Annotated in this window: 12 protein-coding genes; 5 read left to right on the forward strand and 7 right to left on the reverse strand. The window is 42.1% G+C overall.

The annotated features are described in order from the left end of the window. Window positions 1-39: 39 nt before the first annotated feature. The 4 genes from MSMTP_RS10415 to MSMTP_RS10430 all read left to right on the forward strand — a co-directional run bounded on the left by MSMTP_RS10415 (window position 40) and on the right by MSMTP_RS10430 (window position 4,599). A complete protein-coding gene (locus MSMTP_RS10415; RefSeq protein ID WP_048179042.1) occupies window positions 40-1,809 on the forward strand; it encodes an IS1634 family transposase in 1,770 nt (589 codons plus the stop codon). A 389-nt stretch (window positions 1,810-2,198) separates the two neighbouring features. Then, entirely contained in the window at window positions 2,199-2,870 is a 672-nt protein-coding gene (locus MSMTP_RS10420) for an HD domain-containing protein (protein WP_082090584.1), read from the forward strand. Window positions 2,871-2,975: 105 nt separating this feature from the next. Beyond that, entirely contained in the window at window positions 2,976-3,662 is a 687-nt protein-coding gene (locus MSMTP_RS10425; protein WP_048179044.1) for a 2,3-diphosphoglycerate-dependent phosphoglycerate mutase, read from the forward strand. Between the two features lie 160 nt (window positions 3,663-3,822). Continuing rightward, on the forward strand, window positions 3,823-4,599 hold the full coding sequence (locus MSMTP_RS10430) for a hypothetical protein (RefSeq protein WP_048179046.1): 777 nt from the start codon (window positions 3,823-3,825) through the stop codon (window positions 4,597-4,599). Window positions 4,600-4,707: 108 nt separating this feature from the next. On the opposite strand, the gene MSMTP_RS18550 is transcribed toward MSMTP_RS10430, so the two are convergent. The 6 genes from MSMTP_RS18550 to MSMTP_RS10455 all read right to left on the reverse strand — a co-directional run bounded on the left by MSMTP_RS18550 (window position 4,708) and on the right by MSMTP_RS10455 (window position 9,677). Continuing rightward, window positions 4,708-5,331 carry a SagB/ThcOx family dehydrogenase gene (locus MSMTP_RS18550; RefSeq protein ID WP_082090585.1) on the reverse strand — a complete coding sequence of 208 codons (624 nt, stop codon included), beginning with the start codon at window positions 5,329-5,331 and terminating at the stop codon, window positions 4,708-4,710. A gap of 170 nt (window positions 5,332-5,501) precedes the next feature. Then, window positions 5,502-5,804: a metal-sulfur cluster assembly factor gene (locus MSMTP_RS10440; protein WP_231582751.1), complete on the reverse strand. Its 303-nt coding sequence runs from the start codon at window positions 5,802-5,804 to the stop codon at window positions 5,502-5,504. A gap of 136 nt (window positions 5,805-5,940) precedes the next feature. Continuing rightward, window positions 5,941-6,072: a hypothetical protein gene (locus tag MSMTP_RS20205; RefSeq protein WP_255350969.1), complete on the reverse strand. Its 132-nt coding sequence runs from the start codon at window positions 6,070-6,072 to the stop codon at window positions 5,941-5,943. A gap of 198 nt (window positions 6,073-6,270) precedes the next feature. After that, window positions 6,271-7,863 (reverse strand): IS1634 family transposase, encoded by a 1,593-nt coding sequence (locus MSMTP_RS10445; RefSeq protein WP_048179050.1) that lies wholly within the window; start codon window positions 7,861-7,863, stop codon window positions 6,271-6,273. Between the two features lie 91 nt (window positions 7,864-7,954). Continuing rightward, window positions 7,955-8,965: an MtaA/CmuA family methyltransferase gene (locus MSMTP_RS10450; RefSeq protein WP_048179052.1), complete on the reverse strand. Its 1,011-nt coding sequence runs from the start codon at window positions 8,963-8,965 to the stop codon at window positions 7,955-7,957. A gap of 58 nt (window positions 8,966-9,023) precedes the next feature. After that, window positions 9,024-9,677 carry a corrinoid protein gene (locus MSMTP_RS10455; protein WP_048179054.1) on the reverse strand — a complete coding sequence of 218 codons (654 nt, stop codon included), beginning with the start codon at window positions 9,675-9,677 and terminating at the stop codon, window positions 9,024-9,026. Between the two features lie 908 nt (window positions 9,678-10,585). Between MSMTP_RS10455 and MSMTP_RS10460 the strand changes: the two genes are divergently transcribed. Then, a complete protein-coding gene (locus tag MSMTP_RS10460) occupies window positions 10,586-12,283 on the forward strand; it encodes a PAS domain S-box protein (RefSeq protein ID WP_052718370.1) in 1,698 nt (565 codons plus the stop codon). A 22-nt stretch (window positions 12,284-12,305) separates the two neighbouring features. Here MSMTP_RS10460 and MSMTP_RS20210 read toward each other — a convergent pair whose 3' ends face one another. Continuing rightward, the gene (locus MSMTP_RS20210) at window positions 12,306-12,431 is read right to left on the reverse strand and encodes a hypothetical protein (RefSeq protein ID WP_255350970.1); all 126 of its coding nucleotides are present in this window, start codon (window positions 12,429-12,431) and stop codon (window positions 12,306-12,308) included. Between the last annotated feature and the right edge of the window lie 519 nt (window positions 12,432-12,950).

Here is a 12,950-nt window from a genome sequence, read left to right on the forward strand (position 1 = left end):
AGTGTTTCTTTAAATAATATCTTTCAAATAATATCTTACATGAAAAAAACGGATCAAAAAGCAAAAAACAAAAAACTTTCCCCTTCTGCAGAAGGCACTAAGAATTTTAAAAAAATATCCCAACTTTTGAATGACAAAAAAATCTCACAAAAAACGGAAACTCCTGTTGTTTTAATCGTTTGCAACCAGTTTCTTGATATACTTGGTTTTGACGAGATCATCAATGATAATGTTAAGTGGGATAAAGACCAGTGGGCAGTTTCTCCTGCAACACTTGCAAGAAGTATCATTTTAACTCCCTTTTTAAGAGATGATAAAAGATGTCCTCTTTACCTCATTGAAGAGGCACTTGAAGGTCTTGACTTGAAGCTTCTTTTTGGTGGGAATTATCTCCGTAGTGATTTCAATGATGATCATCTTGCGAAATTACTGGATCGGATTGCTGAGGCAGGTAGTACTGGATTATTTAGCAGAATAGCAGCTAATTCTTATGTGAATTTCAAAATCCCTGTTAGCCATATACTTCATGCAGACACAACGTCCCATGTATTTTACGGAGAATGTAAGGTTTGTGAACAGGAAGGATATGAAGGGTTGAATGTAACTCATGGACACAGTAAAGACAAGCACCCTGAACTGAAGCAAATTATGACTGGAATGCTTACAGATGAGTATGGGATTCCAGTATATGAACAAACACTTGATGGAAATACTTCCGATAGTACCTGGTTTAAGAGTGCAATACAATATTTGCAGGAACTTCTTGGTGATGGTTGTGGTGGCTATACATTTATAGCAGATTCAAAGCTGGTTAACAAAAAGAATATAGAGGTTATATACGGAGATAAACATCCAATAAGGTTCATATCTCGCTGTCCTTCCAATTTTAACTCTAAAATTGCCGAAAAGTCAATAAAACAGGCTTATTTGCTGAATAATTGGGAAGATCTCGGAATTTGTTGTGAAGATGAAAAATCAAAAAGGGCTGCAAGATATGACGCTCAAGGTTTTGTGGAAACTATCTATAAAAATAAGTTTCGATTGGTTGTAATCAAGGGTGACGATGCGGAAAGCAAAGTAAAAAAGAGTATTGAAAAAGAGAAACAAGCGATTGTGGATGATGTTAAGAAGTCGTTTAAGGAACCATTTTCCTGTGAACCAGACGCAGAAAAAGAAATTGCTGCGTTCCTTAAGAAGCATAAAAACTCATTGCTTGACATTAAACTTAGTGTCGAAAAGGTAGTCATAGAAAAAAGGTCGAGAGGAAGACCTTCTAAAGATCAAAAGCCTCCTACTATTATTGAAAAATTTGTAGTCAAGCTGGACAAATTAACCGAAAATGAGGAACGTGTGAAGAAGTACAAACAAGACAAAGAATCCTTTGTTTTGATCAACAACATTCCAGTAGATGAAAAAAACAATAAGCAGATACTTCAGGATTACAAAAAACAAAGAGTTATCGAAACCAATTTTGAAGAATTGAAAAAACCTACGATGGTATCTACCATTTTCCTGGAAAAACCTGAGCGTATTGATGCGTTGATGATGTTACTTCATGTTTCACTGCTCATAAGGGTATTGATGAGGGTCATCACCAGAATGAATCTTGAAAATGAAAGTGAGCCACCTCTAATTGATTTTGCAGGGAGACCCTTAGTGAAGCCTACTGCAGATAAATTGCTAAGATTATTTTCACTACATAGTATCGTCACTATGGGGGATGAACATATTATTTATTCGAAGTCTGGGAAAACAGATCATCTCTGCAAGTTGTTAGAACTGTTGGGACTTCACTCAGAAACAGGATAATCTCCTTTAGTTGTAAAGCACGTAGAACATAAAAATCAAATTCCACAGCGGAAGCTATGGAATTTTAGGTTGAATTCAATAGAGGGGAGATGAACGAATGAATATTTTCAAACAATTCGAATCCAAAAAGGGGCAAATACTACAAAGTCTACGAAAATTCGGTGAAAAAATTAAAAGGGGGGTCGAAATGTAAATTTTAAGGAAATAATTTTTCTTTTTTCAAAATAAACTTTTTATATTTGTGTGACACAAGTTAATTGCCAAAAGACCATTGTTTTTAAAATCAGTAAATTAGTTACTTTCAATTATATAAAAACGGGCATTAAAGTATGTAATTATAAGCTTGCTGATAATGGAAAGATTGGGAATTAATATAAAAGGAATTCCATATGTGCCCGATAGACGATCCTGAGTGGAAACATAAGAATCCCGGGTTGAGAAATAACAATCCTGTAAGAAAAAATTTCGTTCCCGAACCCCTGTCCCTGGAGTCCCTCTACTCTAAGTACGGGATCGAACGCAGCCATGCCGATAACGTGGCCCGGAATTCGCTGGAACTTTTCGACCTGCTTGCCCCTATCCACGGGCTGGACCTGAAGTACCGGCAGCTCATGGAAATCGCGGCCCTTGTCCATGATACGGGGATTTCGACAGACCTGGATCAGCACCATAAGGCAGGAAGGGACATCCTGTTTAGGTACCCTCCAGCAGAACTCCCGGAACAACTCCGACCGGTGGTTGCCTGGGCCGCGTTTTTGCACAGGAAAAAAGCCGGAGAAAAAAAGCTGGAAAAGCTCCGGAAAACCTCTTTTGCAGAAATGCCTGAAGAAATACAGGACATCACCCTGAAAGTAGCTGCCCTCCTGCGGCTTGCCGATGCCCTGGACTACAGCCGGCTGGAAAGCAGGCTGGGAAGTTCAAAATTCGGAAAAAAAGCCGTCGTATTTGAGATAAAAGGCCCGGGGGCTGTAATCGATGCTGAACGGATGGCAAAGAAAGGAGACCTCTGGCACCTGCTTTTTGACACGAAACTTGAGTTCAGGCCCGAATCGAAAAAATGAGCCGGAATGTAAATTTTTGAATACAAATTTTTAATACTATTTTGAAACGATTTATAAAACGATTTTTGGATGATTTTGAGATGATTTATTGAAACGGTGGCTTAAATGACTTATCTGGTACTTGTCCGTCACGGGGAAGCCAGGCTGAACCTTGAAAAAAGGTTTGCCGGCTGGCTTGACACCCCGCTTACCGAAAAGGGGATCGAGGATGCTTTGCGCTGTGCATCTGATCTTGCAGGAATCGACTTTGACCTTGCTTTTACCTCCGGGTTGATCAGGGCAAGGGAGACCCTTTTCCTTATCCTCTCAAGGCAGAAAAAAGCCGGGATCGTTGTGCATGAAGCAGAAGCGGAAGGTGAAGCTGCTTCACACCGGGAACGGTATTCCTTTCCTGAAAAGCTCCTGGATGAAGTGATCCCGATTTATTCAAATGAAGCCCTGAACGAACGCTATTACGGGCTTTTGCAGGGAAAGAAAAAGAAGAAAATGAAGGAAAAATACGGGGACGAGCAGATTTTCATCTGGTGCAGGAGTTTTGAAACCGGGCCTCCGGGAGGAGAAAGCCTCAAAGACATCTCCGCTCGCGCAGTTCCTTTTTTCGAAAAGGAAATCCTGCCTGCCGTAAAGGAAGGGAGAAACGTCATAATCTGCGCCCACCAGAACAGTTTGCGGGCACTTATAAAACATATCGAGGATATTTCCGACGAGGATATTCCGTCAGTAGCGCTTGCAACGGCAACTTCCCTGGTTTACAGGTATTCCGAAGGCAGGCTGGTGAAGGACAAAAATTGATTTTCGAGGGCGGTTGATTTTTAGAAAGAAGATCTGGAAACAAAACAGAGCCTTAACTATAAAAACTCAGTTCGATTTAAAAATATCTAAAAGTTTTTAATGGATCGTGCCCTCTATAATCTGTTAAATGGACGTGGTTCTAATGAAAAGAGTTTTATTAGTGCTTCTTATTTTGCTTGCTCTCTGCCTTTCCGGCTGTACGGAATCTCCTGAGGAGGGGGAGCACACCGACGCTGGATCAGGGGCAGTAGTTGAGGAAAACATCAGTGAGGCTAGCCCTTCCGAAACTGATGTCTCAGAAGATTCTGATGTATCTGAAGTCTCTGAAGGTTCCGGTACACAGGCCTACAGTGAAACCGGGCCCGAAGCAATCGTCGAGGAAAGTTTCAGAAATGATTACAGTTATGCCGAATTCGAAGGCCGTTTTCTCAGGCAAACAGGCTTTGAAGCCGACCCTGCGCTGGAAGGCCGCTACACCCTGACCTACCTTTATGATGTCAGGACTGATAAGCTGCCCAAATCCGTAACCGGCTTTTCCGTCGAACTCATAATCGAGGACGGGAAAATCGTGGAGAAAACATATACCAAACTTCTTGAAGACGAATATCCTTCCCTCTTCTCACAGAAAATCGACGTCCAGCACGTAAGCGTCCACAATGAGGTCCTGCTTGAAGGCACAAGCACCCTGCCTGAAGCTACGGTACTCAGGAGCCAGCTTTTCGCCGATGGTGAGCCTGAAAGCTGGTGGCCCAAAAATACAACTGCGATCGTAAGAAATGGGAAATGGAAGCTTGAAGTGGCTCTGGGAGAAGCTGGAAGGCCTGAGAAACTCAGCACAGAAGCCGAATATCTCCTGCTGGCCTGGAAAGAAGATGAACCGGCAGTCAGGTCGGGGATGTACTTCGACCTGTCAGGCCCCCCGACACCTGAAGAGTAAGGGTTTCCGGTTACTTACTCCCTTTTTTTGTTTTTTATCAGGTTCTCTGCTTAACGGGATTCTCCTGCTTAACGGATTCGAGGTTGCTTTTTAGATTGATTTTACTTCTCAGACGTAGCCCAGCGGCATTATATAAAGCGGGTCTTCGTTTGCCGGGAGCTTGAGCGCTTTTCTTACTTCCTCGTCCTCAAATGCCCCGATGGCACAGGTCCCGATCCCGAGTTCCGTCGCCAGCAGGTAAATATTTTCGGCTACGTGCCCCGCCTCCATGACCGCGTAGCGGATTCCTCTTTTCATGTATTTGCTGGTGATGCGCGGGTACACTGCGGAAATCACCAGGCTTGCAGGAGCGTTCCTGATCATGGGCTGGGAAAGGGCAGCTGTGGCCAGCTTTGCTCTCAGGTCTCCCGAAACGTCCTCGATAAGAGAATGCTCTTCCGAGATGTACCGGTACACTCCCGGCTCGATCCCCGCCACGTTTCCGGCAACAAGGTGCACTTCCAGCGGGTAAAGGGCTCCAGCTGACGGGGCTGTCCTGAACCCCTCTTTCGAACTGATCCCCTGGGCAGCCCAGAGGAAGCGGGCCACGTCCGATTCGGAAAGTGCCTTTTCCGAGTATGAGCGAATAGATCTCCGCTTTGCAAGAATTTCTTCAAACGAGCTCCTGCCTGCAGCTTCCCTTTCAGGCAGTTTGATTTTCATAGGCAGGTCTGTAAGACCCTGATCTCCCATATCTTTACCCCCTTAATTTCATACCCTATTCTATTTCATAACCGAATCTATTTCATACACAATTCTATTTCATACCCTAATTTAAGACCCCATTCGTGACTGTTAATAACATTTCATTCCTTTTCTGTTTCATGCAGATAATTTCGTGATCATTTCGGATTATTTCATGATCATTTCATGATCTTTCCCACCGCATCTTCCGATATCCTGGCAGGCGTCCAGGGCGGGTCCCAGACAAGTTTGACTTCGGCTTTCTCTATGCCTTCCATTGCCTCAACTTTCCGTTTTACGTTCTCGGCTATAACTTCCCCCATCGGGCAGCCCGGCATGGTCAGGGTCATTTCAATATGGACATGATCACCTTTTACCTCAACCCCATAAACAAGCCCGAGGTCAACGATATTGATCGGGATCTCAGGGTCGTAAACGGTTTTGAGCACTTCGATAACTTCGTCTTTGCTGACGATAGACACTCCCCCTTTTATAAAAATACACAGTTGAAAGTTAAATACATTTCTGCTAAAAAAATCTAAATTTGAGGTTTAAAAGTTATGGAGGTTAAAAGCGCCCGGCTATCCGGATGAAAAAAAGTGCAATGAAGACCTGGCTTCATTGCTTTTGTATTATGCTTCTCTTCTTCTTTTTCTTCTTCTTTTTGTCCTCTCCCCTTCTGGTTTTTCCTTCTTTTTCATCATCCGACGTTCCGCAAATGTCCATAAAAATACAATTATTTTTATTCAATAATCAACTGTCCAATAATAATTGACTTATGTTAATGGCAAATTCGTTGATTCTTAAACACAGCACAAACTGAATTTGTCACTATACTCATATTTTTTATATTGTAGAGCTGATATTTCCTAAATTCTACGACAGCATCCGCTACTTGTGCTGTCTGAAACTTTTGATATTTCTTAGTTAAAGAGCTTATACCCTCATTCAAAAATAGTATTTTTCACAACTCTTTCCCATCAACCTTATTAACTTCTCTTTGATTTCATCCAAGTTGGCGATTTGAATTTTAGCTTTTGATTTCTTTTTTACTTCCACTTCCGTAATCCCTTTCATCAGCATGAAAACCCATTTCAATGTCGGCTTTTGAGTTTGTTTCTTAACCTGGTTCGGTATTGATTCCCCTGTTTCTTTTAGTTTTTCTCTCAGCTTCCATTCTGCTACCGAGTAAACCATCAGAGTTAAAACCATGATCATTGACAATGCTTCAATTCTCTCAGGTTTCTTAAGATAAACTTCAGAAACCCTGAAACTTTTGTCCTTTATGAACCTGAATCCTTTTTCCACTTTACTCTGGTTTTTGTATTTTTCCAGCATCTCTTCAGCATCAAGATTCAAGTCACTGCTGCCGATTATAAATCTTCCATGATACTTCATTTCATGCAGTGCGAGTTCTTCATTCTTGATGGCCTTCGCATCTACAACATAATGGGTAACAAGCTTTTCACCTTTTTTTGGCCTTCCTCTCTTGCCTTTTTCCCTTTTTGATACCGTTGAGATATCCACTGTTTCCAGCAAACAGTAGGGGTTCTCTTTCTTCCATCTTTCCAGAGCTGCTCTTGCGTCTTCTTCACATGCAAAATCTATTTGTTTCAGCTCTTTCAGCTCTTTCTGAGCTTTCTTAAGTATCTTTTTGATTTTCTTTTCAAATGTAATGTCTTTTCTTTTATGCATCTCTTTGGAGTGAACAACTACCCATTTTTGTTCTATGCCACCATATTCAACCATAGTTTCGTAAAATAAGTAGCGTGGGTCTTCTCCCTGTTTAAACTCAAAATCAGAAGTCAGCAACTCTTTACAAAGATTCAGAGTTGAGGGAACACGGGTGATCCACTTCATGTCTTTTAATGCTTTGACATTATCTTCAGAATACAGAGAACTATCAGCTATGAAGTAAACGTCATCAAGGAAATCGATGTTTTCCTTAAGTCTTTTCATGGCTTCTACTATGGTTTCTTTGTCGGATGAGTTCCCAGAGTATGCTTGTGTAAATAATGGCATTCCATACTGGTTTGTAATCATCCCCATTGAAAAACGCTTCAAATCATATCTCTTATCTTTCGCGTGACCATAAGTGAGTTCAATGGCAGAGCTACCATCTTCAGGCTCATAGTCTCCATGAACGCTGAAATTGGTATCATCGCAATGAAGTTGTATGACTTTAAGGTTCACAACTTCCATCATACTCATGGAAAGTTTCATGAACAGTTGAGTAGGATCTGCTTCGTATATCTTATCAAGAGTTCGCCCTAAAACGTCATCAGTAAGATCTGACGCACTAACTCCAGGACCAAGTAACCTTTCAACTGGAAGATTTTCAAAATATTGAGAGTACAGGTAAAGTCGGCTGTCAGTGAATCCAAGGCAATTAAGAATCATTGCTTTTATCACTGTTGAATGAGCTAACTTATGCTGCCCAATTTTGGGAAGGACTTCATCGATAATACTTCCAATTTCAAGTTCATCGAAAATTCCACAAACTATACCGTGATGGTCCAAGGAGTTAGTAGTAATGTGCATAAAAATTCAAAAATTCAATAGCAAGTTACCTTATTTACAGTTTTCCAATAAAAATGTCTGAATAATAATCAGAGATGTGCGGAAAGTCGGATCATTCTTTTGCAGCAGCTTTTGCCGCCTCAGCCATAGCCCTTATATTCTCGAGCTTCGTTCCGGGGGGAATCCCGCAGCCTGGAGCGAGGATATTCACTCCCTTGGCAATGCATTCGAGAGCCTCTGCCCGGACGTCTTCTGGCTTTCCCAGGAAGAGGGTGTCCGGGGGGTTGATGTTGCCTATAATTGCAACCCTGTCCCCTACCAGTTCTTTTGCTTTTTGGATGTCTACCAGATGGTCAAGGCTGACACCTGCAACTCCTGTGTCTGCCATCATCCCCAGAAGAGGGGTTGAGTCCCCACAGATGTGGAGGATGGCCGGTTTGTCCAGGCTGTGGACAAGTTTGGAACAGGGAGGATAGGCTGCCTCCTGGTAGAAGTCACATCCCAGGAGCTCGCTGCCTGCCGAAGGATCGATGACTACGATCGAATCGGCTCCGGCTTCTTCAAGGGCACGCCCGTAACTTATCAGCAACACGGTTGTGAAGGAGAGCAGGTCCTTGAAGAAGTTTGGGTTGTCGAACATGTCCATTAACAGGGCTTCGACACCCCTTATCTGCCCGGCAAGGGTAAAGGGCCCGGTAATCCCGGCTATGATCGGGAGGCCTGGGTCCTCTTCTTTCACGAGCTTTATTGCCTCGAGCACCACGGGCATCCTTCCGGCCTTGGAGGGATCCGGGACTTCCAGGGAGTAGAGTTTCTCCGGATCACTGAGAACCGGATCTTTGATGGAAGGCTGGGAATCGGATTTTCCTCCGTGTATGGCAGAGCCCAGAGCTTCGGCTTCGACACAGAGATCGAAGGGAACCCTTACGCTTTCAATTCCTCCTAACCGGTTGGCGGCAAGGGCCAGTTTTGCCATCTTCTGTGCGCTGGAATGTGCTTCGGGCCAAGATGTCCCGGTTTCCTCCATCATCTCAACAGTTGCGGTTTGAAGAGGACAGGCTACAGAGACCCTGTCCACTTCTTCTCGCGCAAGGGCAGCAAGAAAACGTTCTTTATTGTTCATTACAATCCTTCATATACATTTTTTTAGCTATGTAGCTCTATGCTTCTCTTTTTGCTTGTCAGTTAGCTTTCTTTGCTGCTACGAGCTCTTTGACAGCTTTGATGGCTTCCGGGGCATTTTCGGCGTATGCATCCGCACCTATATCATTACAGTAGCGCTGGGATACGGGGCCTCCTCCAATCATGATTTTAGTGCTCGGGATTTCCCCCCTCGCAAGTTCGACCACTTCTTTCATTCCCATCATGCTTGTGGTCATGAGGGCAGACAGCCCGATAACATCTGCATTGTGCTCTTTTGCGGCCTCGATAAACTTTTCGGGGGCAATATCCTTTCCCAGGTGGTGGACCGTGAAACCTGCGGCTCCCAGCAAGCTGACTACCAGGTTGATCCCGATGTCATGGACGTCACCGAAAACCACGCCTGTGACCACATCTCCCGGTTTCTCCGCTGATTCTACGTTTACATGGGGCTGAAGGATCTCCACGGCCGAGTTCATGGCCCGAGCTGCAATCATAATGTGAGGGACAAACATTTCCCTCTTATCATATTTGTCGCTCACAATGCTCATTCCATGAGCACAGCCTTTCATGATCGCTTCATAGGCATCTACCTTTTCTTCGATCACTTTGTTTGCAAGTTCCACACAAAGATCCTGCTTGCCTTTGACCACAGCTTCTGCCAGGCTTTCAAAAATTTCCTCTTTAGAAGTCATATTACCACTCTGCCTTTTTAATGAACTTTTTCCCGGCCCTCGTGCTTGAAGTGAAATACAAGGGACGGTTTTGGGTCTGTTTGAGTTTATCGATTTTCCTTTTTCTTCGCATGCTTCGTCTGTTAGTCTGTTTGCCTGTTTGCATGCTTCTTTTTACTCTTTTTTTGTCAGGGTTTCACATTTTGTGGTGCAGATAGTGTGATGAGAACTATGGTGCAACGTTCTCATTGCAAAAGCTGTTTTTACGGCATTTAAACCATCCTAAGCCGCAATTATTCATAGCTTTTATATATGGTACTGGCTGGTGTCCACCTCCCATGACACATATATAATTTAATTTTGTAGTTGCTCCAAATCCCTCGAAGTATGGAAAAATAGCATTGTGCGAAGTGATATGAAAAAAATTGTGACTGGCCAGATTGATAAACTATAAATATGATGGATTAGGTTGAAACATTTATTGCAATGTCACTATAGGGAAACAAAAAGATTAAAGCTAATTTTTTGGGCTTTATTGAAAGCCATTCTGGCAGGTCTGACTAATCGTGATATAAAAGCTTGTTGGCAATAAATCCTCTAAAATAGCATTTTCAGGGAATTTTTGTTTCACTATCCTGCTAAATCCTCCTGATAGGGCGCAGGAGACCTATCATGACTTTATGTTTTTACCGTTTTTGGCGCTGAATGTTTTTTAAAACTTTCTCAGAATATTTTTTTGAATTAGTCATGTGGATTAAAGACAGTGTACTTTCTCTTTTTAGTAAAAAACTTTTAAAAATAGTATTTCTGGAGATTTATATATGCACTTGATGGAAAATAAATTAATAGTGATATATAGAATTAATTAATATAATGTTAACATTGAATACCTTCACCAAGTCCATCAACTTAATTTATGGGGGACAAAAATGGATTCCGACAATCTAAACCCTGGTCTTACCGACCAGACCGTAATGAAAAAAAATGTTCCTCTTGTACAACATTCAATTGAAAACAGTATAGAGCCCATTTTCTGGATTAATTCCGAAGGTCGTTTTATCTACGTCAACAAAGCAGCCAGTAGATATTACGGCTATTCCCGAGAAGAACTACTTGCAATGATGGTCTTCGATGTTGAAACTCAATTTTCAGAAGATAGTTGGGATAAAAATTGGGAAAAAGCCTGGAAAAGTCATAAAAAGGAAAAATTAGTAGTGTTTGAAGGCTATTACCGCAAAAAAGACGGTAGTGTTTTTCCTGCCGAGACAACGTTAAACTATATTGAGTTTGAGGGTGAAGAATATCTTTTCGCATTTATTAACGATATCACTGAGCGCAAAAAAGCCGAGGAGGCGCTTCAAAAATATGCGGAAGAAATGAGGCGTTCTCATGAAATGAAAATAATGATTGAGAACGTTATAAATAATAGTCCGGTAGTCATTTTTTTCTGGAGGGCTGAACACAACTGGCCTGTGGAATTCGTATCTAAAAATATTAATCAGTTTGGGTATGCAGCCGAGGATTTCACATCCGGAGAAGTTTTGTACGGCGACATAATTCACCCCTCCGACATCCTGAAAGTAAGGAATAAGTATACCGGGAGTCTGGAAGCCGGTTTGAAAAACTACATTCAGGAGTACAGGGTCTTGACGAAATCCGGCGAGGTACGCTGGGTTGAAGAAAGGACTTTTATCGAGTATGATGAAAATAATACGCTCACTTCCATTCAGGGTATTATCGTTGACATCACAGAGAATAAAAGGAGCAGTAAGTTCCTGCAAATTCAGTGCGACCTTGGAAATGTCCTTGCTTTCAACAATAATTTACAGGATACATATAAACAGGTACTCGAATTGGCTCTCCATATAAGCCCCTTCGATTCCGGCTGCCTTTATGTGTTCGATAAATCCACAGGTGTCCTGGATCTTGTAGCCTACAAGGGTTTGTCTCCCCAATACGTTGAAAATGATTCCCACTACAATGCGAATTCTGTCTTTGTCCGTTTGCTCATGTTAGGAAAACCCGTGTATAAGACCCATCCGGAAATCAGTTCCATGACGGCTGTTAAATTTCCCCCGGATGAAAAATTGCGTGCTACAGCCCTCATGCCAGTGAAATGCGGGGGAAAAATTATAGCTGTGCTCAAACTTATATCACACAGCAAGAATGACATTCCGGAAGCTTCTCGCAGTTCGCTTGAAACTATTGCTTCTCAGGTGGGGGTAGTTATTGAACGTGTAACGGATGAAGCAGAATTTAATAAGAAAAGTAACGACTTTCAAAATCTGTTTGATGTACTGGAAGATTTTCTTTTTATACTCAGCCCGGACGGATGTATTGTCCACTGCAACCCGGCATTTGTTAAACGCCTGGCTTATTCAAAGGAAGAGCTTCCGGGTATGAATATTCTTGAACTTTGTGCCCGTTCTCAGATGCTGGAGGCAGCCAGGGTCTTTTCTGACACTGCGGCTGGAAAAAGGTCTTTCAGCGATATTCCGTTTCTCGATAAAAATGGAATAGCAGTTCCGGTTGAGACCAGATCTGTTAAAGGGGAGTGGAATGGTTACGAGGCTATAATATGCCTTTCCCGGGAAATCCTTGACCGAGGTGAGCAAATTGGGATTTGATTTGTATTTGATTTGTAACCCTTCAGTACTTATTTTTGGAGCTACTCCGGACAACGATGCTCATTCTCATGGCAGGGAGTTCAAAATTCCGGAGCATGATAGCCCTATCACAGCGCAGGTGCAGCCCTGAGAAGGGTTGGGTGTGCAAAATCTCTTTTCCGGGCTTTGATTGATAAGCAGGCTTTTATAATATGAAGAAAAAAACCAAATTATTATTAATGAAATATTAATCTCTTTTTAACCTGTTTTTGTAATTATTTTGCAAAGTGGTGTTATTTATTTTTTTTAAAAGATGCATCTCATATTTATAATTTACTAAAATATCTCATTCCTGATTTTTAGTATCCTGGCTTTCAACGTATCGTTTTTGCCAGATTTCCACGGACTTGCCTGAAGTTAGTTAACTTTTATTATTTTATTTTTAAGTATCCGCAGTATTTGAATAGGATGGGTTTCTGATAATTTGGAAGCGTTTAAATTATTTTTTTCAGCATTTTAATTTGTAGCTCTTCGAAGAGCTTCACGGGTGGAATCCTCAGGGTGAAATCCCGGATAGTGTCCCACAATTTCTGGAAGGTCAAAAACCCCGAGAATTACAGGCTGGCAGATTCGCTCTCGATAAGGCCAATACGGTAAAACGACCAAAAAACGGTGAATTTAAAAAATC

Source organism: Methanosarcina sp. MTP4, from assembly GCF_000970045.1.
Classification (GTDB): domain Archaea; phylum Halobacteriota; class Methanosarcinia; order Methanosarcinales; family Methanosarcinaceae; genus MTP4.

Excerpts from the sequence above, each read along its gene's own strand:
- MSMTP_RS10415 (WP_048179042.1), top strand. The coding sequence starts at position 40 with ATGAAAAAAACGGATCAAAAAGCAAAAAACAAAAAACTTTCCCCTTCT.
- MSMTP_RS10420 (WP_082090584.1), top strand. The coding sequence starts at position 2,199 with ATGTGCCCGATAGACGATCCTGAGTGGAAACATAAGAATCCCGGGTTG.
- MSMTP_RS10425 (WP_048179044.1), top strand. The coding sequence starts at position 2,976 with ATGACTTATCTGGTACTTGTCCGTCACGGGGAAGCCAGGCTGAACCTT.
- MSMTP_RS18550 (WP_082090585.1), bottom strand. The coding sequence starts at position 5,331 with ATGGGAGATCAGGGTCTTACAGACCTGCCTATGAAAATCAAACTGCCT.
- MSMTP_RS10445 (WP_048179050.1), bottom strand. The coding sequence starts at position 7,863 with ATGCACATTACTACTAACTCCTTGGACCATCACGGTATAGTTTGTGGA.
- MSMTP_RS10450 (WP_048179052.1), bottom strand. The coding sequence starts at position 8,965 with ATGAACAATAAAGAACGTTTTCTTGCTGCCCTTGCGCGAGAAGAAGTG.
- MSMTP_RS10455 (WP_048179054.1), bottom strand. The coding sequence starts at position 9,677 with ATGACTTCTAAAGAGGAAATTTTTGAAAGCCTGGCAGAAGCTGTGGTC.
- MSMTP_RS10460 (WP_052718370.1), top strand. The coding sequence starts at position 10,586 with ATGGATTCCGACAATCTAAACCCTGGTCTTACCGACCAGACCGTAATG.